This window comes from Ruegeria sp. CE6, assembly GCF_056537485.1.
This window is the reverse complement of sequence record NZ_JBQFRR010000001.1, coordinates 1393224-1419956: the sequence shown is the minus strand read 5'-3', so window position 1 is coordinate 1419956 and position 26733 is coordinate 1393224. Positions and strand designations below refer to the sequence as shown.

The following is a 26733-nucleotide window of genomic DNA, read 5'->3' as shown; positions in this document are numbered from 1 at the left end:
GACACTTCGCTAAAAAAGGAATATCCCAATGAAAGCTATGGTTCTGAACGCCTACGGACCCGATGCACCGTTCGAGCTTGTGGAAATGCCCGACCCGGTCGCAACGTCTGGGCATGTAGTCGTCAAAGTGGCCGCGGCCAGCGTCAATACCGTCGATACAATGATCCGAAGCATGGGCGCGGATCTACCTCTGTCCCCCAATTTGCCCGCGGTCCTTGGCATGGATTTTGCTGGCACAATCACCGCCGTTGGCGAAGGTGTTAGAGGTTTTTCCATAGGTGATGAAGTGTATGGCTGCGCTGGTGGTTTGATGGACCTCCATGGTTCGCTAGCCGAGTACATCAAGGCGGATGCCCGCCTGATTGCACACAAACCCAAGACGCTGAGCATGCGAGAGGCCGCGGCGCTGCCTCTCGTAGGCATCACCGCCTACGAAGGATTGACCCGCGCCGGTGTCGGCGAAGGGCAGACCGTTCTGGTTCAAGGCGGTGCCGGTGGCGTTGGTCATGTTGCCGTTCAAGTTGCGCGCCACCTTGGCGCAACCGTGTCGGCAACAGGTCGTGGAGCGGATCAGTTAGCCCTCATCGAGGGTCTCGGTGCGCGCCCGTTGGATTTCACAACCCAAAAGGTCGAGGACTACGTGGCCGAACACACTGATGGCGTGGGCTTCGATGTGGTGTTTGATAGCGTGGGTGGGCCTAACATGACGAACTCGTTCGAAGCGGCCAAGCTCAATGGCCAAGTCGCCTCAACCGTCGCGATGGTCGAGATTGATCTGACACCTGTGCATTTCAAAGGTCTGTCTCTGCACGTCGTCTTCATGCTGATCCCGATGATGCATGATGTCGGGCGTCAATCCCATGGTGACATCCTGAAAACTCTGGCGGAAATGGCGGATGCGTGCCAACTCAAACCAATTGTTGACGAACAGAGGCTTGGGTGGACCAATGTCGATGCAGCCTATGAGCACCTGACAAACGGAGCGGCGGTCGGAAAAGTTGTTGTAGAGCTGTGAACGGAACCGGCCGGGATTGGTGCGCAGAGATATAATTGCGCACCATTCCAGTATGGCCTGATATTGATGTCAGCCATCAGAACTCAGCTAACCTGAACGCAAGTTGCAGCACAGAGTGCTTTGAGCTCGAAGCATTTGTCGGAGCCGACTTTCAGCACATGGATCCCCATCCGCTGCTGGCAATACTAACTGATACCGCCATTGCGGTTTCCAGTACCAAGAACCTTTACTTCCAGCCAGTGGAAACCAAATGCGATCACGCCCGCGACGAGAATATAGAATACGGCCAACAGGATGAGCGGCTCGTAAATAATGAAAGTGTCGGAGCGCACACGTGAAGACACGGCGTAAATGTCGACGACAGTGATCGTCGCAACCAATGGAGTTGCTTTGAGTTGTAATATGGTTTCACCGCCCAATGTCGGCAGGACGTTGCGGATAGCCTGCGGCAACCAGATACGGCGAAACATGGTGAAACGTGGCATGCCAAATGCCTTGGCTGCCTCAAGTTGACCCTTGGCGACCCCTTTGAAGGCACCGCGCATCACCTCTCCTTCGTAGCCGGCATAGGACAACGTCAGCGCCAGTACTGCATATGGCCAGGCCTGTCGCAAATAGGGCCACAACTCGGAAGAGCGTATCCAGGGGAACTGCGGAAACAAAGACCCAAGCCCATAATACAATAACCAGAGTTGCAGCAGCAGCGGTGTGCCGCGGATGATAGTGCAAAATGCCTTGGCCGGGGCGGCAAGATACCAAGGCCCAACCGCCTGTGCCAATCCAAGAGGAACGGCGAGTAGGAAACCCAAAACTACGGTGACCACCAACAGCCAGATTGTCGTCCAAATGCCCTGAAGGGCGAGCGGCGCATATTTCGGGATCCAGTCCCACTGAAGAGAGACGGCGCACCAGACAACGATTCCAGCGAATATCAGCATCATCACAATGCGATGTGGTTGCATCAAAGATCTGAAATCAATCATCTGCCCCCTCCCTTCAGAGAGGGTTGGCCGCGACGCGCCCATTTCTCAATCCGAGCGAAGATGCCGCCCGAACACAGCGTAACCATGAGATAAAGAAATCCCGCTGCCAGAAAGAAAGTAAAATAGGCGCGTGTACTGCTTGCAGCCTGGCGGGTTTCCAGTGTCAGCTCGTTGAAACCCACAACAGCGAGCAACGCGGTATCTTTGGTTGCAATCAGCCACAGGTTGGCAAGACCTGGCACGGCGAAGCTCATCATGGCCGGGATTGTCACGCGGCGCATGGTCATGAAGGCGGGCATCCCGTAGGATTTGGCGGCTTCGATCTGACCGGGCGGAACCGCCTGAATTGCGCCGCGCAAAATCTCGGTCGCGTAAGCGCCCTGGACAACACCCAGCACCCATATGCCTGCGCCAACACCACTGACCTCAACCCGACCCCCGCCCATTGCGGCGGAGATTTTGTTTATGATGTCAGATCCCACGTAATACAGGATCAGGATCAGGACCAGCTCGGGCACGGCCCGGATTACCGTCGTGTAGATGGCGAGAAGATCGCGCGTGACCTTCCCGCCATAGAGTTTGCCGTAAGCTCCGAACAATCCGATCACGAGACCGAGGGCGTAAGCGCCGAAAGCAATCTGCAATGAGTGGGACAATCCGCGCAGCAGATTGGCCCCCCATCCCGGCGGCGAGAGCGACAAAAGCTCTGCGCTCTGCGCCAATCCAAGTGAATCCAACAGTCCGTTCACAGCAGCGGCTTAGTAAATGCTGGCCGAGAAATAGTTCGATGTGATCTTCTCGTGCGTGCCATCGGCAAGAATTGCGGCGATGCCTTTGTTCAGCGCCTCACGCAGGTCATCTTGCCCTTTGCGCACGCCAGCCCCAACGCCGCGTCCCAGAATAGCGGGATCATCTGCAACGGCGCCTTTAATTTCACAGCAAGCGCCCGCATCCGAGTTTACAAAGTCGGCCATGGCGATGCTGTCTGCTTGAGTTGCATCAATACGGCCTGCGAACAGGTCCTGATTGGCCTCATCCTGTGTCTGATAAACCCGCAGTTCAGCATCCTTGAAATATTCCTGCGCATAGGCCTGGTGGATGGTCGAAGCCTGAATGCCGACAACTTTACCCGCCAGCGACTCTGGTGTCGCTTCGATATCCATCGATTTGTCCGCAACGATCACAGCGGGTGTGTTGTAGTAAGGATCGCTGAAATCAATGGTTTTCAGCCGCTCCTCGGTGATCGACATAGAGGCCATGATGGCGTCGATTTGCTGCCCGGTCAGCGATGGGATGATACCATCCCAGGCTACAGGCGTTATAACACAGTCCAGTTCGGCAGCGGCACAGACAGCATTGATAACATCGATCTCCCATCCAACCCAGTTGCCTGAGCTGTCAAGCGAAGCGAATGGTGGATAAGGTTCAGCCGCGATACCGATCTTGACCTCTTCGGCACTGGCGACACCAACTGAAAGGATGGCGGCGGCAACTCCGGACGCAAGCAGTTTCTTAAGGTTCATTTTGTTACTCCCTTTTGGTTCATTAGTTTGTTTTGACTGGATCAGGCGACCGAGCTGAGGAACTGCTTCAACCGCTCTGATTTTGGATTACCGAAGACCTCGGCAGGTGGCCCCTGCTCTTCAATACGGCCTTCGAAAAGATAGACAACGTGGCTGGCAACTTCGCGCGCAAATTTCATTTCATGGGTGACGAGCAGCATGGTGCGTCCTTCACCAGCGAGATCACGGATCACGTTCAAAACTTCGCCGACCAACTCGGGGTCCAGCGCCGATGTGGGCTCATCGAAAAGCATCACCGAAGGATCTACGGCAAGCGCACGGGCAATGGCGGCGCGTTGTTGCTGACCGCCAGATAGATAGGCCGGAAAGGTGTCGGCCTTGTCACCAAGCCCTACCCTTTTCAACAGGTCGTGCGCCCGCGAGATAGCCTCTGCCTTTGGCACCTTGAGGACATGTATCGGCACTTCAATCACGTTCTCCAAAAGCGTGCGATGAGTCCACAGATTGAACTGCTGAAAAACCATTGCCAGCCGCGTTCGGATACGCTCGATCTGGCGGCGGTTCGCGGGACTGCCATCGGCGTGCATTTCAACCAATTCACCGCCAATGGTGATTTTTCCCGAACTCGGCGTTTCCAAGAAGTTGATGCAGCGCAGCATGGTGGATTTGCCCGAGCCTGACCCCCCGATGATTGCGACAACGTCCCCCTTGTTGGCAGTCAGGGAGACACCCTTCAGGACCTCTAGCGCACCAAAGGATTTGTGCAGGTCCTCAATCTTTATCGCCTCAATGGACGCAGTGGCTTCGGGTGTGGGTGATGCTGCTTCGGCTGTGTCCATATCCAACAATCTTCTGATTTCAGCTTGCAGTAAGCCTCGAATCTCGCAATTATGCAAGTGTATAATAACTCCATGCCATGGATGACACTGACGTGCAGGACGACAGCCGCAAATTTAAACGTGAGTCTGCTGAGTTTCGGCGCGAGGCGCTGATATTGGCGACTTTGGACCTGATCGCCGAGATGGGCGTCCACGGTGCCACGGTGCGTGATATTGCAGCCCGCGCGAACGTGACCCAAGGGTTGATCCGTCATTATTTCTCTTCAAAAGAAGAGTTGGTTCAAGCGGCGTATGAGCACCACATGAATACGCTAACCGATCAGACAGCAGCTTCGTCAGGAATGGGAAGCGCGGTATCTCAGTTGACCAACTTCGTTGACGCGTCGCTGCGACCACCAATCGTTGATCCAAGCGCCGTGGCGTTGTGGGCCAGCTTTCTGAACAAGGTGCAACATGATTCAAAAATGCAGCGCATTCACCAGCAGACCTATAACTATTTCCGGGGTCACCTCGAGGAGCTGATCGTCGCCGCATTGCTGGAAACCGGACGTTCAGTTGCTGCAACGGAGGCAACGCAACTGGCCATTGCTTGCAACGCGGTAATCGACGGCCTTTGGCTGGAAGGCGGTGCGCTTCCGGACGCGTTTTCCGAAGGGCAACTGGCGCGGATCGGCTTGGACTCCGTGAGCGCCATCCTGGGGATACCATTAAACAAAGAGGCGGAGCAGCCATGAAGACAACATCTGTGACTGAGCGTTTAGCGGGGTTGGGTGGTGCCAAATGGGGTGTACACCTGAAAGCACGTGACCTTATCAAAGCCGGAGTGGATATCGTCGAAATGACGATTGGAGAACCGGATGTGCCCGTGCCAGCCGTATTGGTAGAAGCCACCGTAACCTCCTTGCGGGCACAACGGACAGGGTATTCCAACGGGCGCGGTGAAGCCGGACTGCTTGACGCGCTTGCTGCTCGCTATTCAGCCTCTCGTGGGCGGCCCTTCGGACCCGAGAACTTTTTGTGCTTTCCCGGGACGCAAACCGCCCTTTTTGCAGTGATGTCCGGGATTGCAGAGGCCGGAGACGAAGTTTTGGTTGGTGATCCGATGTACGCGACATACGAAGGAGTCGTGCGTGCATCCGGGGCGGATATGGTGCCTGTGCCGCTTCGGCCAGAGCACGGGTTTCGCATGCAAGCCGAAGATATTGCCGCACGCATCACTCCACGCAGCCGCGCCATTCTTCTGACAACGCCACACAACCCGACAGGTGCAATTCTGACTACCACGGAAATTGCCGAAATCGGGCAGCTCGCCATGGCGCACGATTTATGGATCATCTCGGACGAGGTCTATGAAGAACTGATCTTTGACGAGGCCGAATTTGCTTCACCATTGGCAGACCCGAAACTGGCGGATCGTGTCATAGGTGTATCATCCATCTCGAAATCACATGCTGCCCCAGGGTTTCGTAGCGGTTGGTGTGTCGGACCAGCAGCGTTTTGTGAAGCGCTGCTGCCGTATTCCGAAACAATGCTCTTTGGCAATCAGCCCTTCATCGCGGACATGACCGAAAAGGCAATCCGCGACGGGTCCGAGGTTGCGCCCGGCATGGCCGCTCGTTTCTCTGGCCGCGCCACCCTGCTGGCTGATCGTCTTGAAGCAGAAACGGATCTGACGGTTCATCGCCCAGAGGCGGGAATGTTCGCCCTCATTAACGTTTCTGCCACCGGGTTTGATGGCGAAGCTTATGCGTGGGATCTGTTACAGGCAGGGGTGGCTGTCATGCCAGGGCCCGCCTTTGGCGACGGTCTGAAAGACTGGGTCCGGGTCGCGCTGACGATTAGTGACGCCGATTTTGCCACAGCGGTTTCTCGCATCATTGATCACGCCAACAGCAAATCACGCGAGGTTGCATGAGCGGAATGACAATCGGTGAAGCTTTGGTTGCCGAGCTTCGCCAAAGAGATGTGACCTGCGTCTTCGGAATTCCGGGCGTTCACACGGTCGAACTTTACCGCGGTCTTGCGGCTTCGGGCATTCGTCATATCACGCCCAGGCATGAACAGGGTGCTGGTTTCATGGCTGATGGCTACGCGCGTGTTTCGGGGAAACCGGGTGTGACCTTTGTGATCACCGGCCCCGGATTGACCAACACCTTGACACCGATGGCGCAGGCGCGCGCTGATTCAGTTCCGATGTTGGTGGTCTCTGGTGTCAATAAAACCACTTCACTTGGCAAGGGCTTGGGACATCTGCATGAATTGCCAGACCAACTGGGGCTGGCCAGAACAGTTGCGTTGGTGTCAGAACAAGTTCCCGACACCAACGCTCTGGACCCGGTCTTGGACCGCGTTTTTCACGACCTGACGAACGGCCGCCCAGGGCCGGTGCATATAGAGGTCCCGCTGGATGTAGCAGCAGAAAAATATCAAAAAACACCAGTCGAGACGCTCGATCCAGCACCCCCGGTCAATCCAGACTTAATCTCACAAGCGGCAAGGCAACTGGCTGAAGCAGATAGAGTTGTCATTCTGGCGGGTGGCGGCGCGAAACAAGCTGAAACCGATTTACAGACATTGGCTGAAACTCTCGATGCCCCCGTCGTGCAAACCGTCAACGCACGGGGCCTGATGCACGGACATCCACTGACCGTTCCGGCCAGCCCCAGCCTCAAAGCAGTACGCGAGCTGATAGAAAGCGCTGATTGCGTTTTGGCTTTGGGAACCGAATTGGGGCCAACCGACTATGACATGTACGCCACCGAGCAATTTGCAGGAAGGTCAGGCCTGATCCGGGTAGATCGCTGCAGCGATCAACTGGCGCGACATGAGGCAGCGCTTACCATTCAAGGTGACGTTAATTTGGTTGTACCGGCGCTGTTTGGGGCATTGTCCAATGAGGCCAAGCAAGACGACGGTGCCGAGCGCGCCAGCAAAACACGCCGCGCCGCCTGGGAGGAAATAGGTCCGGACTATCGCCATCAGGTCGAAATCCTGAACGCCATTCGCTCGGCAGTTCCGAATGCACTGATGGTCGGAGACTCTACCCAACCAATTTATGCCGGCAATCTTTTCTATGACCACGACCGGGCCGGGGGTTGGTTCAACGCTGCAACGGGATATGGCGCGCTCGGCTACGGGATACCCGCTGCCATCGGCGCGTCGATCGCCGATCCGACTGCAAGGGCGATCTGCATTGTCGGCGATGGAGGTGCACAGTTTTCATTGCCTGAAATCATGGCCGCAGCAGATGAAAACCTGCCGGTCACCTTCGTGATCTGGAACAATCATGGATACCAGGAAATTGCCGCGTCGATGCGGGATGTGGGTGTGACCGTCATAGGTTGTGATCCTTCGCCCCCGAATTTTTCTGCATCAGCCAAGTCTTTTGGCATTCCATTCACCAAGGTTCCGGCCGAACCACAGGCTGTCGCGCAGGCGTTGCGCGAAACTGTCGCTTTAGATGGGCCAGCAATGATCGAAGTCATCGCTCCGAAATGTGAACCTCAGAAAGATTGAAACATGTCAGACCCGACCTTTGAGTTCTCCCGCGCCATCACCCGCCGCCCGGCTGCGACCATTGCCGGCGGTTTGCGTGCAAAGGATATTGGAAACCCCGATTTCGAAGGAATGATGGCGGCACATAAGGCTTATGTGGCTGCACTGAAAAGCACCGGGGCTGAAGTGATCGAACTTGATCCCCTTGACGCGTTCCCCGACGCACAGTTTGTCGAGGATACGGCCCTTTGCCTGCCGCAAGGCGCTGTGCTGATGCGACCAGGCGCACCATCGCGGATGGGTGAGGTGGCAGAAATGGCGCCAAATCTTCGCGCTTGCTACGAGACGGTTCTGGAAATCAACGGCCCCGGCCATATCGAGGGCGGAGATATTCTTGTAACTGGCCGCGAAATTTTGGTGGGCAGATCAGACCGCACGGACGCTGAGGGTGTCGCCGAGCTGGCTAAAATCACCTCCGCGTGGGGCCACAAACTGCGCGAGGTGTTTACACCGGAAGGCGTTTTACACTTCAAGACAGATTGTTCACTGATGGATGCCGAAACAATCCTGTCAACTCAAAGACTTGATGCATCAGGCTGCTTTGAGGGCTACCGAGTGCTTCATGTTGCTGATGGGGAAGAAGCTGCTGCCAACGCGATCCGCTTCAACAATCTGGTGCTGATGGCCGCAGGCTTCTCGCGCACAGCAGACATGTTGGATCGTGAAGGTTTTGAGATCGTAGAAATTGACAACACCGATTGCGCCAAGCTGGATGGCGGCATGTCATGTCTCTCGCTAAGATTTTGAAGGGTTATTCGTCAACTTTTGGTTATCGGCGGTCTTTTAGTTGGCGAATGAATATCAGCCGCGCGCTATCTGCGACAGCCGGGGCCGTTCTGTGAATCTGTTCATTGCGGCAGGATAAGTCAGCTTTGCATATCCGCATCTATGATGGCGCGGATCCGTTGCAAGTCCTCAAGTTCGATGCTGGTGATCTCGTCATAAAGGTTGCGAAACTCGGGCTCATCCATCAAAAACTCAATCTTAGCCTGGTGCCAGGCAACAGCTTTTTCGTGTAGCCGCGCAATCTGCGGAATGGCTAGCAACGCTTCAATCGCCTCTGACAATCTGGCCAGGTTGCGTTGGATAGTGACGTCCTGATACTGGTTCCAATCCATCCGTATCCAATAGTTGCGCCCGACAGTGCGATCCACATGCAGGGCCCGGCCGCGTTGGCGCTTGACCAAGAAAGACTGCGCAGATCTTAGTGCGTAGTGGTTTAGCTGGACCAGCTCATAGCCGATGGTCTTGATATCGGATCTCCAGCCATTCTTTGCCACTTTGTGCGTGATATCCTGACCCGATCCATTGACCCATAGCACCTGTTCGGCTTTTGCTTCTTTAAGCTTATTGGGCCGGTGACAGCTTAGTTTATGATAGGCGCGAATATTCCTGGTGGCGGTCTTGAAGCCCCAAGCGGTATGCGGTTTGGGCAGATATGACGCAGCGCATCGGTCAAATTGCGCCAGGACCGGCCTGTCCTCGTAGGTCTTTATTCCGGCTGACCCAAATTGCCGCCAGGTCATTGCAATATTGCTGACCCCCTCAGGCAGGCGCTTATAAAGTTCCGGCAGTGTCCCGTTACCAAAGCGGATGTTGATAAACTCATCCACATCAATATGGATAACCCAATCGGCACGTTTGACCACCTTGAGCTTTGCAGACTGGTTCAGAGCCCACTGTTGCGGGGAATTGCCCTTCCATTTGTTGTTGTCGACATGCGTGACCAGACCGGTTTTGGCCAGCGCATCTAGCATCAGATCCGTGCCATCCTCGCAGCCATTGGTATAGATAACAAAGTGATGCACACCGATCGATTGATGGTATGCAATCCATTCCAATAGGAAAGGGCCTTCGTTTTTCATGCAACCGATCAGCACCGTGCCGCTGGTACCCTCTGGCGGCCTTAGGTCCACCGGCACCGTGTCACCCATGGGTTGACTTTCATCAAAACTGGTCAGGTCATTGCGCGGCAAGAAGCGACGGGCAAATGGCAGCACTTCTTTTGGAGTGGATTCTTCTTTTGCAGAGGAGGCCAGGGTAGAGAATGCAGGAGGCTGCGCAGTCAGATCATCTGGCCAGTCAATCCGGTTAACTATCGCATCGGCCCCAAATTGTGTGGCCCAAATTCTGGCGCGATCAGATCCTGAATCAAGATCAGTCAAAATCAGGATGTCGGCCGCCAATTGCCCCAAAACTTCGTGGACTCGACTAACAGAGACTTCCGTGGTGAGGTTTTCTGCTAGCCCTGGCATGGCCAAAAGCATGAACCACGGTCGCTCATTAGCAATCGCACTAGCGAGTGCGGGCAAAAATTCGGGCGGCTCGGCCTTTGCACGTCTTCGCCGTGTAATCTGCGCAAACGTAACCAGTTGCTGCTGCAAATCCGCATTATCGATACTCAAAACAGACGCAACCCCATTGGCTTGGCGCGCCTGATCCCGAGCTGTGTCGCGTATATCCAGGATTAGCTGCATTAGTCAGCGGGCTCTTGATGGATGGGAACCAGCTGGTCGCCAAGGGCTTTTTCCAGTTTTCGGATGGTTCGCCGCCGCTGCCGCCAGAACATTTCTTCCCAGGCCAGATCAGGTGAGACAAATCCTGCATCGGCAAGCATTTTATGCAATCTGGACATGTCAAGCTCTCCAAGTGAATGGCGGTTGGGACGACCGCGCGAAGCCAATACCCAATCGGTGCGAATGGCATTGGCGACTAAAGGCTCTTGCCCGCAAAAGGCCGCTAGCTGAGCTGAGATATTGTGATGCACCGAAGAAGTGCGGCGCGGGATCATTGCAACCTGCTGATCTGGACGGCCTACCAGAGCAAAAAGATGCAGTGCCGACCCGTCTAGTGCAACGATCTGACGGGCGGCTTTGTAACGCGCGATCTGCTTTTCCATCGGGTGTTGTTCCGGATAGAAAATCTCGTACCCGTTCTGGCGCAAATTCTCTTCGAGAAACTCTTCTCCGATAACGCCACCCCGCCGTATTCCAAGACCTGCGCGCGAGATATAAAGCCGCTCCGGCCCATCAGGGGGAACGTCGGCGCCAAAATTTTGATGGATCAAGGCACGATATTCAGGCGTTCCCGCCACAATCGGGCCCAGCCCAAACCCCTGACCGGGCACATGCAGATATTCTATCTGAGTTGGCTCGGTCACCACTTTGATTGGAAGATCAATACCCAGAAGCGTAAAAAAATTATGCTGCATAGGGCGTGTTTCATCCCCATTGGCGGGTCGCTTGGGGGTAAAGAGGACCCCATCAATATCCTTCGCGATTGCCGGCAGCGGCCAAAGACGTGCGGTGCTTTCAGCCAGGAAATGACCAAAGTGTACCCATAACAGCCCGGCATAAAGCCAGCGACCCGACAATTGCGGCAAAGGGACTGTTGGCGATACCGGTTGGGTGGTCATGGCACGCTTTCCCCGCCAAAGCGCCCCATGCGCGCAATATTCCCGGTCTTCAGTCAGAACACCGGCTTCCTGCACCGTATCGGAGACTGCGGGCGGAACCACGATAGCCCGCTCAAGTGCAACAAGTTCACGTGACCATCCTTGATCAGGCTGAGGAGGTTGGTTCAGATCATTATCGTTAAGCGTAGACATCTTTGTTCACACCTGGTCAGAGCGACCGGGTCGACAAAGACATGCTTTTAGTCGGTCTTCTGGTGTTAAAGGCCGGGATAGATGATCGGCGAATATCCTTGTGATCTGTAGCCAGCTTCTTTGACATTCGCCTATCCCATAAACTGGACCCCAGATTAATCCAAGATCTGTGTTCGGGCTTCATAACATTCGGCCCTATTCACCCCAGTATTCTGATATGGCCGTACCTGCGCCGCTGCAAGTAATCGTAGTGAAATTTCTACGCCAGAAAAAGTAAAGGCTCTATCCGTAGGAAGACAATCGAATATGTTGACAGTGTCGCAGTTTATCATCCTTGCCTGAAGCGACCGCCATTACTTTGATTGCCAAGTTGTTGCACGTTGTACTCAATACAGTGGCCGGTTGGGGAACTGTCTGCCGAACAACTTGGCACTACGGTGTTAGCAGATGACGCCTAGTGTTTTTGATTCCGATCGTCCGAAACTTGGACACATACTGGCGCTTCTGACTTGCCCGGACATTTTAATCTTGGTCAACAGACTTCAGCACATCCTGTGGCATCGCCTTAGAGGGATCGATGTCATGTTTCTTGCATAGCTTGGCGACCTGGCTGTTGGGATGCGGCAAAGGAAACCCACCGTCCATATTGTATTTCTTGCGCATGCTTGAGCCGCCAATGTGATGAACCCCCAACGCGTTTTCATCGAGCGATATGCGGGAAAACCGCGGCCGGAAATAATTCAAGCGCATGGCCGTAGGTTCTTGGGAATAGAATGACTCGGGTGGCAGGGCGTGTTTAACTTCACCGTTTTTGCCCAGAAAATACGAGATAGCCTGAGGCCCGAACGTATAAAATGGCAGCTGCGACAGGTTTTCCAACGGTACCGAGAAAGAGCCGTCTTCATTGGACTTGCCGATGGAAACATCAATATTTTTTTTCCACGGCCAGTCATTGGGGATCACGATCTCAGACCCGTTCATAAAGTCATGCATACCCTGCAATGTTGGAGAACTGTGCGGCAGCCGGAGAGCCGCATTGTTATAATAGCGTTTCTCTTTTGCGAAAATATACGGAATGTCGGGGATCGGCTGCATACACAACATATCGCAATCCATCCAGATTTCGTCGGATTCCCGAAGCATGTTGATCCTGAAAAAATCCGACAACGGGGCATAAGCGCTGTTTCGCTTTTCGTTTCGCCATATTTTCAGGTGGTCAGGTAAGAAAATACGTGCATCCGCATTTTCAACGCCCGGTGGCGTATTCGTGATTTCATTCAAAGAGTACAACTTGACCTTATGGCCGTGATCCACAAAGCTTTTGAGGCAGAGTTGCTCGAAAAAAGTCAGACTGGATCCATGCCAAAACGATGAAATTACTGGAGAAATATCCATGCTGGATCAATGCCCGTTATATTTTTCGCTTGCTCCGCATTAGCATGGCTCCGGTATTCGATCCACTGGTTTAATGATCCCGATACAAGCGCAATTGTGATGGTGACCCAACCGTCCAATATGAACTGTCTGTAGCGCAGGTCCGTTAGTCAGAATTCTCGCACCTTTGTGTTTCGCGAAAAAGAACGAGCGGTAACGATCAAACTTTAGGGGCTCGCAATAAGCGGTAATTGTTTGGTTACCTCAACTTTGGTCCAGTTTTCTCAGTCCTCCCCGACAAAGGTCGCAAGATCACCCAAACTGTCTTAAATCGGATCGTCCAATAAGACCTCAGGATGCTCTTGCTTAAGGCGGAAAATTCACCGATCAAGGTTGCCACAAATCCAGACTTACTGGGCAATAGAGGAAGCCGGTGACTCTAAAGACGTGCAATCAGCGAATTTGGCTCTTCCCAAACACAGGACTCCTTTGAAGATGGCCACCTGGGGTGTCGTTACCATGGTCAAAGAGCCGCCAGAGCTGGTGGCTATATTTGCTTCCTATTATGCGTCACTCGGCGCGCAAGAGATCTTTATCTTTCTGGATGGTAATGATCCGAAAGCGCGGCAACTTCTGGCTCAGATACCGAACTGTCGCGTTGAAGTGATGGATGACACGTTTTTTCGAAGAAACTGGGACTGTGCTTATCCAGAAAACAGTTTCAGACGCCAAAGACTGATAGCGACAAAAGCCTATCGAGAAGCAACGGTCGATTGGATGCTTTTCCTCGATGCGGACGAGTATCTGCAAGCCGATGATTTTGCGCAAGAGCTTGCTGACCTGCCCTCGGATGTTGATACGCTTTCAATTCCAAACGGCGAGCGTGTGTTTTCAACCGAAGACACAAGCCCCGGCCTTTTTGGTGGCCTTATGCTGAAGCCTAAGCACACCCGCGGCTATGTCGCCCGAAGCTTATTCGGAGAAGAACGACTCAAGTACAGCGACAGAGGATTTTGTGCGCATCGTTTCGGAAAAAGCGCCACCCGAACGGGGAAAAACATCAAGTTAGGTGTTCATGCGCCACAGCGGTGGAGAGGCAACATCAAGCGACATGTTTCTCAACAATCGGTCATTTGTCACTTTGACGGACTGACCGAAATCCACTGGATGCTCAAATTGCTGAGATATCATGATATGGGCACATATGAATCACCTAAGGGCAGCAACGATTTCCGCTATGAACAGGTCCAATTCCTGAAAAATTCATCTTCTATGAATGCTGTTCAAGAGCTTCATGACATTATCCGAAAATACGACAAGGACACGGAAGAAAGATTGAGGGGTCATGGTCTTCTCGATGATGTGCAGGTCCGCCCTTTCCGGGGTTTGGATACTTATTATCCTGAACACGAGTTTGACTTGTCGGTTGAGTGGTTCAACGAGGTTCTGAAGACGAATATGTCGGACCTCTATGCGAGATTACCGACATGATGTTTGATGCAAATAGTCTGACCTTATGCAAAACATGCTCTACCGACCGCTCATCCTTGGAATGGAGCAAGAATGACCGAAACGAACCCTGATGTTGCGATCCAGTACCGTGGATTGAAGATACCTTCATCGCCATTTCTGGACGAAACGATCATGAATCTGATCGAGCAGGACAATTATGAAAGCTGGGAAATGGATGGCGCTTTGAGCGTCGTTCAACCTGAGGATCGTATTCTGGAAATGGGCGCCGGGCTGGGTATCGTGAGTGGTGTTGTCGCGCTCGAGAACAAACCAGAGGCTATTCTCAGTTTTGAAGCCAATCCAAATCTAATTCCACACATCCGTCGTTTGCATGCCCTAAATGGGCTTTCAGACCGGATCGAAGTCCGGAATGCGATACTAAGCGCCAATCCAAAGGATCCCGACTTTATTCCGTTTCATATTGACGCTTCATATCTAGGGTCTTCAGTTTTTGATAATGCTGGTGAATCAACAACATCAGTGCGCGTGGCTAAAGCGGACTTCGAAGCGGTGAAACGAGAGTTCGCTCCGACGGTTCTTGTGATGGATATTGAGGGGGCAGAACTGGAATTCTTGAGGAATGCGGACCTGTCGGGCATTCGAGCCATTGTTATTGAATTCCATCGCCTCATTTATGGGCACAAAGGTGTTCGGGCCTGTAAAAGGATTCTTTCTAACGCGGGTTTTCTACGGCTGGACGATTTGTCTTGGAGGGTCGTTTGGACCTGCACGCGAGATCTTGGCTGAGCCCTCTTCATTGCGATGGGCATTTTTTGGGTTAGGTGAATTGGCCAAGCCAGTTGAGCGCCCTGAAATGAGACTATCGGCCGGCTTGTGACCTGAATTTGCCCATCGCAATTCACGCATTGCAACTATCTGCATCTATGAGCAGTAACTTGTGACAGAATCTCAAAAAAACTGTTTCTGCCTTCAATTTCGGATCGCGGGGCTGGGTCAACGACCACGATGTCGGCGCTGAGTGTCCCTGTCTTATTGTGCCGTTTTCCGGTCATAGCATCTGGAAACACCACCATTTTGCGACACCGGCAACACCCCGAGTTAACTGCAAAGCTCAAAGCGAAGCCGCACCCATCAAACTGTGTGCAACAAAACTGTTGACGAGACCTGATCTCATCAATAGTCGGTAACCATCTGTTGGGGTGCCCCTCGGGGCTGAGATGCAGACATGCAAACCCATTGAACCTGACCCGGTTAGGACCGGCGGAGGAAACAGGCATACCGGGCGCCCCGTGTCACAACTCGTGTCACTACGCAGGCTCTGGGTCTTTCCACGCACATCCTGACCATGACAACGAAGGATGTGCCATGGTTGCGACAGCATTGACGATTGCCGGTTCCGACAGTGGGGGCGGCGCGGGAATTCAGGCAGATCTTAAATCATTCGGCGCAATGGGCGTGTTCGGTTGCAGCGTGGTCACCGCGATAACCGCGCAGAATACCTGTGACGTGACCGCAGTACATCCGGTACCCGACAATGTGGTCGCGGCTCAGATCAAGGCGGTCCTGGACGACATCCGCATAGACGCCATCAAGATCGGAATGCTGGGCACGCCATCATTGGTCGAAACAGTGGCCCGTGCATTGGAAGGTTTTTCCGGACCTGTCGTCCTCGACCCCGTCATGGTGGCGAAATCCGGGGTCGCCCTGCTTGAGGATCAAGCGATTGCCGCGCTTAAGCAGTATCTTCTGCCGCACGCTGACCTGCTGACACCAAACCTGCCCGAGGCGGACAAGCTGCTGGGACAAACCCATAATGGCGAAAGTGCCGGACTGGTTGCGCCGTTGCTGGCGCTAGGTCCTAAGGCAGTTCTGATCAAGGGCGGCCATGCCGATGGCATTGAGTGCCTTGATGTGCTGGCAAAGTCAGGGTTGGTTGTCACGCTGGGGGCACCGCGGATCGCGACCCGCAACACGCATGGTACTGGCTGCAGTTATTCCGCAGCAATTGCGGGCTGCCTTGCGCGGGGCATGGATCTTGAAACTGCGGTGCGGCGAGCGCATGGCTGGCTGCACGCTGCAATAAAACGTGCCGACGGGTTGGAGATCGGACAAGGCCATGGCCCGGTACATCATTTTCACGAGATGTGGGCATGAGCGCTGTCACCATACTGGGTGCCGGGGTTGCCGGGCTTTGCGTTGCAGCCGAGCTGGTGTCACGCGGTGTTTCCGTACGGATGATCGACCCGGCAGGTCCCGTGAATACGCATTCCTGCAGCTGGTGGGCCGGGGGCATGTTGGCACCGGAATGCGAGGGCGCAGTCGCCGAACAGCCCGTTGTGGAACACGGGCGCAAAGCAGCGGATTGGTGGCAAAAGCAGGGGGCGCAGTTCGGCCAGGATGTGATCCGGAACGGTACCATGGTTGTCGCTTTGGGTCGGGATCAGAGCGAGCTGGTGACATTTGCACGGCGCACCGAAGGTGTGGAATGGCTGGACCGTGAGGGCATCGCCCTCCATGAGCCACATCTGGCCGAGCAATTCGGCAAGGCGTTGTTCATCGCGAGTGAAGCGCATCTCAATCCCCGCCCGATGTTGACCGGGTTGCATGCGCAGCTGGTGGCCTCGGGCGTTGAGTTTCTGACCACAAGCGAAACGCTGGGTCAGGTCATCGACTGCCGTGGTCTGGCCGCGCAGGATCGGCTGAGCGATTTGCGCGGGGTAAAGGGTGAGATGCTCATCGTGCGCTGCCCGGACCTGTCGCTATCGCGTCCCGTGCGGCTGCTGCATCCTCGTTTCCCGCTCTACATCGTACCGCGCGGCGATGGCGTATTCATGTTGGGCGCAACCCAGATCGAAAGTGGGCAGCGCACCCGCGCAAACCTGCGATCCGTGATGGAACTAATGAATGCGGCCTATGCGCTGCACCCGGCATTTGGTGAGGCCGAGCTGCTGGAAATTGGCGTCGATGCCCGCCCGGCCTTTGCGGACAATCAGCCGCGCATCCGCCATTTCGAAGATCGCATCATGGTGAACGGGCTGTTCCGGCATGGCTATCTGCTTGCTCCGGCGTTGGCGGAGATGGTGGCAGATCTGGTGACCTGCGGCACGCAGCCCGCGCTTTGGTACGAGAACTGCGAAGGCACGAAAAGCGCGTATGAAACACCGGGGAGAACCACATGAAACTGATGGTGAATGGTGAGGTCACCGAGGCCAAGGGCCCCAGCCTTGCCGATCTTCTGATCGAACTTGGCAAAGGCAATGACAAACTGGCCACGGCGGTGAACGAGGTGTTCGTTCCGGCATCAACACGTGCGGCGCACATGCTTTCCGATGGGGACCGGATCGAGCTGGTTTCGCCGCAGCAGGGGGGCTGACATGCCGGAATTCTACGGCAAGGAAATAGCGTCGCGCCTGATGTTGGGCACCGCGCAGTATCCGTCGCCCGCAGTGCTCGCCGATGCGTTTCGACGTTCGGGCGCAGGCATTGCCACGGTGTCGCTGCGTCGCGAGGCGGGTGGTGAAAGGGCCGGGCAGGATTTCTGGTCTCTGATCCGTGATTTGGGTGTCGAGGTGTTGCCCAACACCGCCGGGTGCCACTCGGTACGTGAAGCTGTCACCACAGCGCAGATGGCGCGCGAGTTGTTTGAAACCAACTGGATCAAACTGGAAGTGATCGGCCATGCCGACACGCTGCAACCCGACCCGTTCGGCCTTGCAGAGGCGGCGCGCATTCTCGCCGACGAAGGGTTCGACGTCTTCCCCTATTGCACTGAAGACTTGGTGCTGTGTGAGAAACTGATCGAGGCTGGCTGTCGTGTGTTGATGCCTTGGGGGGCGCCGATCGGCACCGGACTGGGGCTGAACAACCTTTACGGCCTTCGCTCGGTACGGGCTCATTTTCCCGAGGTGCCTCTTGTGGTTGATGCAGGGCTGGGCCTGCCATCACAGGCGGCACAGGCCATCGAAATCGGCTATGATGCGGTGCTGCTGAACACGGCGGTCGCTAAGGCAGGTGATCCGGCGGCGATGGCCCAAGCGTTTGCCCGCGCGGTTGAAGCCGGTGCCTTGGCCTTCGGTGCCGATGCTATGGAACCGCGCGACATGGCCGCGCCCTCAACACCTGTTTTCGGAAAGGCCATGCTGTGACGCTGCCGTCGTTCTACCCGATATTCGATGACATCTCATGGCTGCGCCGAATGCTGCCGCTCGGAGTGCGGTTGGTGCAGCTGCGCATCAAGGAACATCCCCTGGATGCGGTGCGCGCGCAGTTGGCGGAGGCGCGGGATTTGTGCCGCGACCACAGCGCGCTGTTGGTGGTCAATGACTATTGGCAACTGGCGATTGAGCTTGGCTGCGACTGGGTGCATCTGGGGCAGGAAGATCTGGATACCGCTGATGTTGATGCAATCCAGGCTGCTGGATTGAAACTTGGCGTCTCAACCCATGACGAAGCAGAGCTTAAGCGTGCGCTGGCTTTGCGGCCTGACTATGTGGCGCTTGGGCCGGTGTATCCGACCATCCTCAAGAAGATGAAGTGGCACCAGCAGGGTGTTGAAAAGCTGACCGACTGGAAGGCGCGGATCGGACCTATTCCGCTTGTGGCGATAGGTGGCATGTCGGTCGAGCGCGCGCCGGGTGCGTTCGCCGCCGGGGCCGACATCGTGTCCGCCGTGACCGACATCACCTTGAAGGACGACCCAGAAGCCCGTGTACGCGAGTGGCTAAGGATCTGCCCATGAGCCGCTATGCACGCCAGATTGCTGTACCTGGCTTTGGCGCATCGGGGCAGGAAAACCTGCGCACCGGGCATGTACTGGTGATTGGCGCAGGAGGGCTTGCCGCACCAGTGCTGCAATATCTGGTCGGGGCCGGTGTGGGACGTATCCGTTTGGTTGATAATGATATGATCAGCCTGTCGAACCTGCACCGCCAAACGCTGTTCCGTGAACGCGACATAGGGCAATCCAAAGTGCAGGTGGCAGCACGTGAAATGATGGCGCTGAATGATGAGGTGCGGATCGAACCGGTCGAAACCCGCTTTGATCCGGCCAATGCCCCGCAACTTTGTCAGGGTGTTGATCTGGTGCTAGATTGCGCCGACAGTTTTGCCGCCAGCTATGTGGCCTCGGATGTTTGCCTTGCTGCCGATCTGCCGCTGATCAGCGCCAGCGTTGTGGGCTCGGAGGGCTATGTTGGGGGCTTCTGCCACAAGGCTCCGGGTCTGCGCGCGCTGTTCCCGGATCTGCCTGCAAGGCTGGGTTCCTGCGACGCCGATGGCGTGCTTGGCCCGACGGTGGGTGTGATCGGCAGTCTGCAAGCGCAGATCGCGGTTGCGGTGCTGAGCGGGGACCTTACGCCAATGGGGCGTCTGGTGACCTATGACGCCACCAGCATGCGCTTTGGCGGTTTTCGCTTTGACGGCGCACCGGATCCTGCACCAGAGCCGGACTTCATAGCGCAAGAGATGCTTCGGGCCGGCGATCTGGTAATCGACCTACGCGCCGCAGATGAAACTGGCCCGGAGCTGGCCGGGGCTCAGCGCCTCAGTGTCGATGAAATCGATCCGCGTGACCCCCTTTTGCAAAACAACAGACGCCTCATCCTTGCCTGCCGTTCCGGTCTTCGGGCCTGGCAGGTGGCGATGCGGATTTCCACGAAAAACGGGCCCGAAATCAAACTTCTGGCCCTAGGTGACAACAACTGAAACGAGGAAACCGAATTGAAACATTTTCTGACCGTAGCGGCGATGCTGATGGCTACACCGGCGCTGGCACAAGACAAGATGACTCTGCTGCTGGATTGGTTCGTGAACCCTGATCACGGTCCGATCATCGTGGCGCAGCAAAAGGGTTATTTCGCAGACCAGAATCTTGAGGTCGAGATTGTGCCGCCTGCTGATCCCTCGGCCCCACCCAAACTGGTGGCCGCTGGGCAGGGTGACATCGCCGTGAGCTACCAACCAAACCAGCACCTACAGGTAGCCGAAGGTCTGCCGCTGATGCGCGTAGGTACACTTGTGGCGACACCGCTCAGCTGTCTTCTGACACTAAAGGACGGCCCGATTCAAGAGATCAGCCAGCTAAAGGGCGGCAAGATCGGGTTCTCAGTTGCCGGCGTAGAAGAAGCGGTGCTGAGTGCCATGCTGGGCAAGCACGGTGTCGCGCTGGACGAGATCGAAATGATCAACGTCAACTTCTCGCTCAGCCCGTCGGTCATGTCCGGACAGGTCGATGCGGTGATCGGTGCCTATCGCAATTTTGAGCTGAACCAGATGGAAATCGAAGGCGTCGAAGGCCGATGCTTCTATGTCGAAGAAGAAGGCGTGCCGACATATGACGAGCTGATCTATGTCGCCAACCCCGAGCTGATGGACAAGGACAAGGTGCGCCGCTTCCTGCGCGCCACCGAGCTGGCCACGCAATACATCGTCAACAACCCGGATGAAAGCTGGGAGGTTTTCAAAAGCTACGCGGAAGAGCTGGACGACGAGCTGAATGCAAAGGCTTGGGTCGACACCCTACCCCGCTTTGCCTTGCGTCCTGAGGCGCTGGACGAAGGCCGCTATATCCGCTTCGAGGAATTTCTGACCAAAAGCGGCCTAGTCGAGGGCACCCGCCCAGTATCGAAAATCGCGGTCGATCTGGGGGCACAATGAACTACGGCACCTCATTTGAGGCGTGGCGAGCGGCGGCCGGGGAAACCTGGCCTGCCTATACCCGCCACGCATTCGTGCGGGGCATGGGTGATGGAACCCTCCCGCGCGCGGCGTTTTTGCATTATCTCAAACAGGACTACGTTTTTTTGATCCATTTCGCCCGCGCTTGGGCGCTGGTGGTGACCAAGGCCGAGACCGTCGCGGATATGCGCCTCGCCGCGGGGACAGTGAATGCACTGATCAATGACGAGCTTGCCCTGCATATCGGCATCTGCGCCGAGGCTGGGATTTCCGAGGAAGAACTTATTGCAACGCAAGAGCGTCAGGCTAATCTTGCCTATACACGCTATGTGCTGGATGCCGGGCATTCAGGGGATATGCTTGATCTGCTGGCCACACTGGCCCCCTGCGTCATGGGCTATGGTGTGATCGGGGCGGAGCTTTCGGCGACAAAGACCTCGGAAACCTATGCCGATTGGATCAACACTTATGGCGGGGAAGATTACCAACAGGTCTGCTGCGATGTTGGCGCGCTGATCGATGGCGTGGTAGCGCGGCGCATCGGGGATGACCCGCAAAACTGCCCACGTTGGGCAAATCTTTGCGACCGCTTCCACAAGGCGACCGAGCTTGAGGTCGGCTTTTGGGGCATGGCATCGCAGCCATGAGCCCGGCCCCCGCCCTATATCTGCGCGGATCACTGTCGATTGGCGACACATCCATCGCGCACGGCATTGATCTGCGACTTGATGCAGGGCGGTGGACCTGTCTTCTGGGGGCCAGTGGTGTGGGCAAATCCACAGTGCTCAAGCTGCTGGCCGGACTGGGAGACCATGTTTCTTTGGACGGTGAAATCTGGGCCTCGGACGGTGGCGCGCTGGCCGGGCGGGTGGCCCTAATGGCGCAGAGTGATTTGTTGCTGCCTTGGCTATCAGCGCTCGACAATGTGGCAATAGGGGCACGATTGCGCGGCGAGACGCTTGACCGGGATCGAGCCGAGCACGTGCTGGAGCAAGTTGGGCTAGGCGCGCATCTAGACAAGAAACCGGGAGAGCTCTCCGGTGGGCAGAGACAGCGCGTGGCCTTGGCCCGAACCCTGATGGAAGACCGCCCCATTGTGCTGCTGGACGAACCTTTTTCCGCCCTTGATGCCCTGACTCGGGTGCATATGCAGGACCTCACCGCACAGCTGCTGAAGGGACGTACGGTGCTGCTTATCACCCATGACCCGGCCGAAGTGGCGCGGCTGGGGCAGAACATCATGATCATGACGCGCGACGGGCTGCACCCGGTCGAAACTCCAATGGGCAGCATCCCGCGCCCTGTTGATGATCCGGGCGTGCTGGGCATCCAGGCCGCGCTGCTTCAACAACTCAGGACTGACAGATGAGCACAAGCGAAACTCTCAGGGCGCTGAACCAGGACAACTGGACAGCGGCCACGACACATGACTTTACCAATGCGCTGGCAACCGGAATGCTCGATCATGGCAAAATGGCTGGCTATTTACAGCAGGATTACCTTTTCGTGGAAGGCTTCGTGCGTCTGCTGGCCTCAGCAGTGGCGCATGCACCCAACCTCGCCGATGCTGTGCCGGGCGCGCGCTTTCTGGGCCAGATCTGCGGGCCAGAGAACACGTACTTCCTGCGTGCATTAGACGCGCTGGACGTGCCCCAGGCAAGCGAAGCCGCACCCGAAACTCTGGCGTTTCAGGCCCTGATGGACGAAGCCCGCACATCCGGGCGCTACGAGCGGATGCTGGCGGTGTTGGTGGTCGCGGAATGGGTCTATCTGGATTGGGCCAGCCCGGTCGAAGCCCGCGCCGAAGATCTGCCGTTCTGGCTGGGGGAATGGATCACTCTGCACTCAGGCGACGGGTTCGAAAGTGTGGTCGCCTACCTACGTGGACAATTGGACGCGATCTGGTCGACCCTTTCGGACCAGGCACAGGCCGAGGTCGCTGCAACCTTCGGCAAGGCCGTCGCCCTTGAGCGTGCCTTTTTCGATGCCGCATGGGCAGGCTTCCCGGTAGCCCGATGACAGGTTGGCGTGCGGGTATCGCCGCCACCGCAATGGCAGTAGCGCTTTGGCAACTGGTGGTTTGGGCCACCGGCTTGCCGCGTTTTATCTTGCCCCCGCCAGCGCTGGTTTCCGAAACCATTTGGAACAGCCGCAACCTTCTGCTGGAGCATGGGCTGGTCACCGCGACCGAAGTGCTGATCGGGCTGGCCCTTGGCGCAGTGCTGGGCGGGCTGTCGGCCATCGGCCTTGCCGCCTCACCGCTAGCACGCGCGCTGGTGCGACCAATTTTGGTGTTTTCCCAGACCATCCCCGTCTTTGCCCTGGCACCGATTCTGACCCTGTGGCTTGGCTTCGGGCTCGAGGCCAAAATCGCCATGGCGCTGCTGATCATTTATTTCCCGGTTACTTCGTCTTTCTTTGATGCATTGATGCGCAGCAATCGCGACTGGCTGGATCTGGCTCGGGTCATGGGGGCGTCACCCGCCCGAGTAATGTTGCACATCCGTATTCCATCTGCTCTGCCCGGATTTGCCAGCGGCCTGCGTCTGGCTGCCGTCTATGCCCCGATCGGTGCCGTCATCGGTGAATGGGTCGGAGCGTCGCGTGGGCTGGGATATCTGATGTTGCTGGCCAATGGCCGTGCCAAAACCGATCTGATGTTCGCCGCGCTGATCGTGTTGGCGGTACTCACCATCATCCTGCACGCAACGGTCAACGCCCTGTGCAATCGGTACCTGGATCAGCGTGATCAGATATGAACAAAGTACTGACCATAAGTATACGCGAACGCGGAGATCGACTTTAATCGTGCCACTAGCTGTGATGAAAGAGCTCAAAGCTAGAGTACATTGATTTCCAGAGCGCCATGTTAAACAAAGCTAGTTGGTCGAGCGGCGAACACAGAGTGTGCCGCAGTCACTTGTCCAAGAGTCCTACCTTAAGGATCAACTTGAATTAAGCCGAACCAGAACGCGTAGCGTCATGGTCTGAAAGTGGTTTATCATTGCCAGTGGCCACTACTTCCGCTGGTCAGGCCTCCGCAGCCAGAGAAGCCGAATGGTTTCCGTAATTTTTGCAACGCGGATCACATAGTGAACGCCCCACACACCAAAAGCCTGTTTGGTTGACAGATCCTGATTCCTCAGAAGGTTTTTCAACGTCTTGAAGGAAGGGATCAATTTCTGCAAAGGCGGGATGTAATTTACGATGCCGCGCTTGGCATTGCGGCGCAGCCTAGCCCCCTCAATACGACGGGCTTTGGTGATGTGATCCCCAAGACTGTCGCGCGCCGGGTGACGGACGATGGCGTCTTCGGCAAACACAATCGCTTCGCCCGCAGATTGTGCACGATCATTCCATTCCATGTCCCCGCCGGACAACACCGTGTCGTTGAACCGACCGATGCGATCCATAAGCTCCCGCCGAACGATCAGATTGGCCGTAACCGCGCGCCCACGTTCCACCCATTTTTTTTGCTCTAATCCCAAATGAACATCATAGAGTTCGGTCGTCTTCCAATCCTGCCCGTTCGGGATCAGCACAACATTGCCACCAAAGCGATTAACCTCGGGGTGGTCTTCGGCTATTTTCAACCCGGCCTCTAGATAGAGCGGGTCAGGCTGACAATCGGAGTCGGTGAAAAACAGTAGCTCCGAGGCGGCTTCTTCGATTCCCCGGTTGCGCGCTGCGTATGAGCCGGGTTTTGCCTCACTTAGGATGCGGGCGTTGGCGGGCAGGCGAAACCCGTCTGGCATGGGGTTGGTCGGATCATTGTTGACTGCAAGTATCTCGAACTGATTTGTGTTCAATGTCTGAGAGGCGAGCCCATCCAGACAAAGCTGCAATTGGTCCCAGCTTTGATAGGTCGGGATGATCACTGACGCGCTCAGGGGCGAACGCGCCGGTGTAATGTCAGGCCGCTGGATCACGTCGGGATCATTCGGCATTGACGGCGTTCGAGTACTGATGGTCATACAGGGTTTTGAATGGTCCCGGTTTCTTCAGCAACTGTTGGGCGCTGCCCTGCTCAAGAACTTCACCAGCCTCAATCACGACGATCTTGTCCGCATGCATGATGGTTGAAAGCCTGTGAGCCACAATGATTGTCGTGCGCCCCTCGGTCAGGCGGCCCAATGCCTCCTGAACCAGATGTTCCGACCGCGAGTCCAGCGCACTAGTTGGTTCGTCCAGCAGCAGGATCGGGCTGTCGCGCAGAAGCGCGCGCGCAATCGCAAGGCGCTGTTTTTGACCACCGGACAGGAAGGCACCATTTTCACCAACCAGAGTGTCAAAGCCTTTCTCAAGCGACATGATGAAGTCATAGGCATTCGCGGCCTTGGCAGCCTCGATCACGTCGTCTTGCGAGGCACCCTCACGGCCAAAACGGATGTTGTCGGCGATTGAGGCCGAAAACAGAAACGTCTCTTGCCCGACGAACGACATGTTCTGGCGCAGTGATTTGAACGAGGCGTACTTGATATCCTGACCATCGATCGATACCGAACCACTGCTCGGGTCATAAAGGCGCAGGGCCAAATTCAAAATGGTCGACTTGCCGCCGCCGGACAGACCAACCAGAGCGGTGGTCTTGCCAGCTTCGAACGTCAACGAAAGCCCTTTCAGGATCGGATCGCGACGACGGTAGCCGAAAGTGACGGCGTCGAACACCACCTCTCGCGGACCATCAGGCAGGCTTTTGGGATTGGCCTCTTCCGGCAGAGTTTCAGGCTCGTCCAACATATTGAACAACATCTGCACCCGGCGCAGACCCAGCTCCATCTTCACCCGCACCTTCGTCAGGCGCTTCGCGGGCTCATAGGCCATCATCACAGCGGTCACGAACGACATCAGTTCACCCGGAGTGGACGCTGCAGCGCCAAACAGCTTACCAGCGCTCAACCCGATGACCGAGGCAATTGCAAACCCGGCGAGGATATCCGTCAGCGGGCTCGTCGCAGCTTGCAAACGCGCAAGCTTGTTGCGGCGCTTCTCAACGCTTTTCACCGCCGAATTCATTTCGAGGGCCATGCGCTCTTCCAATCCGAAGGACTTGACCACACGTATACCAGCCGAGGTTTCTTGAATGACCTTCATGATCGCGCCCATCGATTGCAGCTCCATATCCGCAATCTCTCGCACTTTGCGAAGCAGCATGCGAACACCCAAGATCGCCAAAGGGCCGACGATAAGCGTAAACAAAGACAAGATCGGTTGCTGGTAGAACATCACGGCCAAAAGACCAATCAATGTAAGCATATCGCGCACCGCAGTGGTCACCATGATCTCGATCACCGTGCGCGCAGCCTGGGCGGTTTGTGTCACCTTCAACAACAGATCCGAGCTTTCGGTCAAATTGAAGAATGACACCCCTTGCCGCAAAAGTTTGTCGTAAAGCTTGATCTGCTGTTTCGAGACGATCCGGTTACCGGCACGGGTCAGAGCCACAATCTGGACGTAAGTCGCAATCCCTTTGACCAGGAAGATCGAGAATACAGCCATCGAAACGCCGAAAATCTTGGCTGAGTTTTCACTGTCAAACAGCGAATCCACCACATCACGCATGATAAAGGCGATACCTGCAGTGGTTGCCGCAACAAATACCATCGCGATGATCGCGATCGTATAAGGGACCGCTTGCTCGCGCATATTCTCGGAGAGCAGTCGCCACAGGACGGAATCACTCAATACG

At 55.9% G+C, this 26733-nt stretch carries 27 protein-coding genes and 1 riboswitch; of the genes, 18 read left to right on the top strand and 9 right to left on the bottom strand.

Annotation, left to right across the window (positions count from 1 at the left end):
• Nucleotides 1–28: 28 nt before the first annotated feature.
• Nucleotides 29–1015, top strand: coding sequence for a zinc-dependent alcohol dehydrogenase family protein (locus ACR0DK_RS06890; protein WP_480735366.1), 987 nt, complete (start codon nt 29–31; stop codon nt 1013–1015).
• A gap of 185 nt (nt 1016–1200) precedes the next feature.
• On the opposite strand, the gene ACR0DK_RS06885 is transcribed toward ACR0DK_RS06890, so the two are convergent.
• From ACR0DK_RS06885 to ACR0DK_RS06870, 4 genes are read right to left on the bottom strand one after another with little or no spacing between them, the layout of a single operon-like run.
• Nucleotides 1201–1998, bottom strand: coding sequence for an ABC transporter permease (locus ACR0DK_RS06885; protein WP_170625582.1), 798 nt, complete (start codon nt 1996–1998; stop codon nt 1201–1203).
• Nucleotides 1995–2747 carry an ABC transporter permease gene (locus tag ACR0DK_RS06880; RefSeq protein WP_170423024.1) on the bottom strand — a complete coding sequence of 251 codons (753 nt, stop codon included), beginning with the start codon at nt 2745–2747 and terminating at the stop codon, nt 1995–1997. Before ACR0DK_RS06880 ends, ACR0DK_RS06885 begins: the two co-directional genes overlap by 4 nt.
• Nucleotides 2748–2756: 9 nt before the next feature.
• Nucleotides 2757–3521 carry a transporter substrate-binding domain-containing protein gene (locus ACR0DK_RS06875; RefSeq protein WP_170394204.1) on the bottom strand — a complete coding sequence of 255 codons (765 nt, stop codon included), beginning with the start codon at nt 3519–3521 and terminating at the stop codon, nt 2757–2759.
• Nucleotides 3522–3562: 41 nt separating this feature from the next.
• Nucleotides 3563–4360 carry an ATP-binding cassette domain-containing protein gene (locus ACR0DK_RS06870; protein ID WP_170561701.1) on the bottom strand — a complete coding sequence of 266 codons (798 nt, stop codon included), beginning with the start codon at nt 4358–4360 and terminating at the stop codon, nt 3563–3565.
• Between the two features lie 77 nt (nt 4361–4437).
• On the opposite strand from ACR0DK_RS06870, the gene ACR0DK_RS06865 reads away from it, so the two are divergent.
• From ACR0DK_RS06865 to ACR0DK_RS06850, 4 genes are read left to right on the top strand one after another with little or no spacing between them, the layout of a single operon-like run.
• Entirely contained in the window at nt 4438–5094 is a 657-nt protein-coding gene (locus ACR0DK_RS06865) for a TetR/AcrR family transcriptional regulator (protein ID WP_480735361.1), read from the top strand.
• The gene (locus tag ACR0DK_RS06860) at nt 5091–6275 is read left to right on the top strand and encodes a pyridoxal phosphate-dependent aminotransferase (RefSeq protein WP_480735359.1); all 1185 of its coding nucleotides are present in this window, start codon (nt 5091–5093) and stop codon (nt 6273–6275) included. The genes ACR0DK_RS06865 and ACR0DK_RS06860 overlap by 4 nt, the downstream gene beginning before the upstream one ends.
• Nucleotides 6272–7876, top strand: a complete 1605-nt coding sequence (locus ACR0DK_RS06855; protein ID WP_480735357.1) for a 5-guanidino-2-oxopentanoate decarboxylase — start codon at nt 6272–6274, stop codon at nt 7874–7876. Before ACR0DK_RS06860 ends, ACR0DK_RS06855 begins: the two co-directional genes overlap by 4 nt.
• Before the next feature lie 3 nt (nt 7877–7879).
• Nucleotides 7880–8662, top strand: coding sequence for an arginine deiminase family protein (locus ACR0DK_RS06850; RefSeq protein ID WP_170509394.1), 783 nt, complete (start codon nt 7880–7882; stop codon nt 8660–8662).
• Nucleotides 8663–8781: 119 nt separating this feature from the next.
• Here the strand turns inward: ACR0DK_RS06850 and ACR0DK_RS06845 are convergent, their stop codons facing one another.
• From ACR0DK_RS06845 to ACR0DK_RS06835, 3 genes are all read right to left on the bottom strand, one after another.
• Nucleotides 8782–10392 carry a glycosyltransferase family 2 protein gene (locus tag ACR0DK_RS06845; RefSeq protein WP_480735354.1) on the bottom strand — a complete coding sequence of 537 codons (1611 nt, stop codon included), beginning with the start codon at nt 10390–10392 and terminating at the stop codon, nt 8782–8784.
• Nucleotides 10392–11522: a glycosyltransferase family 61 protein gene (locus tag ACR0DK_RS06840; protein WP_170611817.1), complete on the bottom strand. Its 1131-nt coding sequence runs from the start codon at nt 11520–11522 to the stop codon at nt 10392–10394. Before ACR0DK_RS06840 ends, ACR0DK_RS06845 begins: the two co-directional genes overlap by 1 nt.
• Nucleotides 11523–12044: 522 nt before the next feature.
• Nucleotides 12045–12917 (bottom strand): glycosyltransferase family 32 protein, encoded by an 873-nt coding sequence (locus ACR0DK_RS06835; protein ID WP_480735351.1) that lies wholly within the window; start codon nt 12915–12917, stop codon nt 12045–12047.
• A 474-nt stretch (nt 12918–13391) separates the two neighbouring features.
• Here ACR0DK_RS06835 and ACR0DK_RS06830 point away from each other — a divergent pair, with 474 nt between their 5' ends.
• The 13 genes from ACR0DK_RS06830 to ACR0DK_RS06770 all read left to right on the top strand — a co-directional run bounded on the left by ACR0DK_RS06830 (nt 13392) and on the right by ACR0DK_RS06770 (nt 23803).
• Nucleotides 13392–14387, top strand: coding sequence for a glycosyltransferase family 2 protein (locus ACR0DK_RS06830; RefSeq protein WP_480735349.1), 996 nt, complete (start codon nt 13392–13394; stop codon nt 14385–14387).
• A gap of 72 nt (nt 14388–14459) precedes the next feature.
• The gene (locus tag ACR0DK_RS06825) at nt 14460–15155 is read left to right on the top strand and encodes an FkbM family methyltransferase (RefSeq protein WP_480735347.1); all 696 of its coding nucleotides are present in this window, start codon (nt 14460–14462) and stop codon (nt 15153–15155) included.
• Nucleotides 15156–15554: 399 nt separating this feature from the next.
• Nucleotides 15555–15655: riboswitch (TPP riboswitch) on the top strand.
• A 79-nt stretch (nt 15656–15734) separates the two neighbouring features.
• A complete protein-coding gene (thiD, locus tag ACR0DK_RS06820) occupies nt 15735–16523 on the top strand; it encodes a bifunctional hydroxymethylpyrimidine kinase/phosphomethylpyrimidine kinase (RefSeq protein WP_480735345.1) in 789 nt (262 codons plus the stop codon).
• The gene (locus ACR0DK_RS06815) at nt 16520–17548 is read left to right on the top strand and encodes an FAD-dependent oxidoreductase (RefSeq protein WP_223118542.1); all 1029 of its coding nucleotides are present in this window, start codon (nt 16520–16522) and stop codon (nt 17546–17548) included. The genes thiD and ACR0DK_RS06815 overlap by 4 nt, the downstream gene beginning before the upstream one ends.
• A complete protein-coding gene (gene thiS / locus ACR0DK_RS06810) occupies nt 17545–17742 on the top strand; it encodes a sulfur carrier protein ThiS (protein WP_170423083.1) in 198 nt (65 codons plus the stop codon). Before ACR0DK_RS06815 ends, thiS begins: the two co-directional genes overlap by 4 nt.
• A gap of 1 nt (nt 17743) precedes the next feature.
• On the top strand, nt 17744–18514 hold the full coding sequence (locus ACR0DK_RS06805) for a thiazole synthase (protein WP_170423085.1): 771 nt from the start codon (nt 17744–17746) through the stop codon (nt 18512–18514).
• Nucleotides 18511–19107, top strand: coding sequence for a thiamine phosphate synthase (locus ACR0DK_RS06800; RefSeq protein ID WP_170407481.1), 597 nt, complete (start codon nt 18511–18513; stop codon nt 19105–19107). Before ACR0DK_RS06805 ends, ACR0DK_RS06800 begins: the two co-directional genes overlap by 4 nt.
• Nucleotides 19104–20072, top strand: a complete 969-nt coding sequence (locus tag ACR0DK_RS06795; protein WP_170423087.1) for a HesA/MoeB/ThiF family protein — start codon at nt 19104–19106, stop codon at nt 20070–20072. Before ACR0DK_RS06800 ends, ACR0DK_RS06795 begins: the two co-directional genes overlap by 4 nt.
• 42 nt (nt 20073–20114) lie before the next feature.
• Nucleotides 20115–21023: an ABC transporter substrate-binding protein gene (locus ACR0DK_RS06790; protein WP_370644481.1), complete on the top strand. Its 909-nt coding sequence runs from the start codon at nt 20115–20117 to the stop codon at nt 21021–21023.
• A complete protein-coding gene (gene tenA, locus ACR0DK_RS06785; RefSeq protein WP_223118545.1) occupies nt 21020–21691 on the top strand; it encodes a thiaminase II in 672 nt (223 codons plus the stop codon). Before ACR0DK_RS06790 ends, tenA begins: the two co-directional genes overlap by 4 nt.
• Entirely contained in the window at nt 21688–22413 is a 726-nt protein-coding gene (locus ACR0DK_RS06780) for an ABC transporter ATP-binding protein (RefSeq protein ID WP_223118546.1), read from the top strand. Before tenA ends, ACR0DK_RS06780 begins: the two co-directional genes overlap by 4 nt.
• Entirely contained in the window at nt 22410–23063 is a 654-nt protein-coding gene (locus ACR0DK_RS06775; protein WP_223118547.1) for a TenA family protein, read from the top strand. The genes ACR0DK_RS06780 and ACR0DK_RS06775 overlap by 4 nt, the downstream gene beginning before the upstream one ends.
• Nucleotides 23060–23803, top strand: a complete 744-nt coding sequence (locus ACR0DK_RS06770) for an ABC transporter permease (RefSeq protein WP_223118548.1) — start codon at nt 23060–23062, stop codon at nt 23801–23803. Before ACR0DK_RS06775 ends, ACR0DK_RS06770 begins: the two co-directional genes overlap by 4 nt.
• Nucleotides 23804–24061: 258 nt before the next feature.
• Here ACR0DK_RS06770 and ACR0DK_RS06765 read toward each other — a convergent pair whose 3' ends face one another.
• Nucleotides 24062–25018, bottom strand: a complete 957-nt coding sequence (locus ACR0DK_RS06765) for a glycosyltransferase family 2 protein (RefSeq protein WP_480735340.1) — start codon at nt 25016–25018, stop codon at nt 24062–24064.
• On the bottom strand, nt 24981–26729 hold the full coding sequence (locus tag ACR0DK_RS06760) for an ABC transporter ATP-binding protein (RefSeq protein ID WP_480436466.1): 1749 nt from the start codon (nt 26727–26729) through the stop codon (nt 24981–24983). Before ACR0DK_RS06760 ends, ACR0DK_RS06765 begins: the two co-directional genes overlap by 38 nt.
• Nucleotides 26730–26733: the final 4 nt, after the last annotated feature.

Coding starts and splice junctions, on each gene's coding strand:
- ACR0DK_RS06770 (WP_223118548.1), top strand. CDS start 23,060: ATGACAGGTTGGCGTGCGGGTATCGCCGCCACCGCAATGGCAGTAGCG.
- ACR0DK_RS06860 (WP_480735359.1), top strand. CDS start 5,091: ATGAAGACAACATCTGTGACTGAGCGTTTAGCGGGGTTGGGTGGTGCC.
- tenA (WP_223118545.1), top strand. CDS start 21,020: ATGAACTACGGCACCTCATTTGAGGCGTGGCGAGCGGCGGCCGGGGAA.
- thiS (WP_170423083.1), top strand. CDS start 17,545: ATGAAACTGATGGTGAATGGTGAGGTCACCGAGGCCAAGGGCCCCAGC.
- ACR0DK_RS06875 (WP_170394204.1), bottom strand. CDS start 3,521: ATGAACCTTAAGAAACTGCTTGCGTCCGGAGTTGCCGCCGCCATCCTT.
- ACR0DK_RS06830 (WP_480735349.1), top strand. CDS start 13,392: ATGGCCACCTGGGGTGTCGTTACCATGGTCAAAGAGCCGCCAGAGCTG.
- ACR0DK_RS06825 (WP_480735347.1), top strand. CDS start 14,460: ATGACCGAAACGAACCCTGATGTTGCGATCCAGTACCGTGGATTGAAG.
- ACR0DK_RS06775 (WP_223118547.1), top strand. CDS start 22,410: ATGAGCACAAGCGAAACTCTCAGGGCGCTGAACCAGGACAACTGGACA.
- ACR0DK_RS06845 (WP_480735354.1), bottom strand. CDS start 10,392: ATGCAGCTAATCCTGGATATACGCGACACAGCTCGGGATCAGGCGCGC.
- ACR0DK_RS06885 (WP_170625582.1), bottom strand. CDS start 1,998: ATGATTGATTTCAGATCTTTGATGCAACCACATCGCATTGTGATGATG.
- ACR0DK_RS06840 (WP_170611817.1), bottom strand. CDS start 11,522: ATGTCTACGCTTAACGATAATGATCTGAACCAACCTCCTCAGCCTGAT.
- ACR0DK_RS06815 (WP_223118542.1), top strand. CDS start 16,520: ATGAGCGCTGTCACCATACTGGGTGCCGGGGTTGCCGGGCTTTGCGTT.
- ACR0DK_RS06805 (WP_170423085.1), top strand. CDS start 17,744: ATGCCGGAATTCTACGGCAAGGAAATAGCGTCGCGCCTGATGTTGGGC.
- ACR0DK_RS06780 (WP_223118546.1), top strand. CDS start 21,688: ATGAGCCCGGCCCCCGCCCTATATCTGCGCGGATCACTGTCGATTGGC.
- ACR0DK_RS06865 (WP_480735361.1), top strand. CDS start 4,438: ATGGATGACACTGACGTGCAGGACGACAGCCGCAAATTTAAACGTGAG.
- ACR0DK_RS06790 (WP_370644481.1), top strand. CDS start 20,115: ATGCTGATGGCTACACCGGCGCTGGCACAAGACAAGATGACTCTGCTG.
- ACR0DK_RS06795 (WP_170423087.1), top strand. CDS start 19,104: ATGAGCCGCTATGCACGCCAGATTGCTGTACCTGGCTTTGGCGCATCG.
- ACR0DK_RS06870 (WP_170561701.1), bottom strand. CDS start 4,360: ATGGACACAGCCGAAGCAGCATCACCCACACCCGAAGCCACTGCGTCC.
- ACR0DK_RS06890 (WP_480735366.1), top strand. CDS start 29: ATGAAAGCTATGGTTCTGAACGCCTACGGACCCGATGCACCGTTCGAG.
- ACR0DK_RS06850 (WP_170509394.1), top strand. CDS start 7,880: ATGTCAGACCCGACCTTTGAGTTCTCCCGCGCCATCACCCGCCGCCCG.
- thiD (WP_480735345.1), top strand. CDS start 15,735: ATGGTTGCGACAGCATTGACGATTGCCGGTTCCGACAGTGGGGGCGGC.
- ACR0DK_RS06855 (WP_480735357.1), top strand. CDS start 6,272: ATGAGCGGAATGACAATCGGTGAAGCTTTGGTTGCCGAGCTTCGCCAA.
- ACR0DK_RS06765 (WP_480735340.1), bottom strand. CDS start 25,018: ATGACCATCAGTACTCGAACGCCGTCAATGCCGAATGATCCCGACGTG.
- ACR0DK_RS06835 (WP_480735351.1), bottom strand. CDS start 12,917: ATGGATATTTCTCCAGTAATTTCATCGTTTTGGCATGGATCCAGTCTG.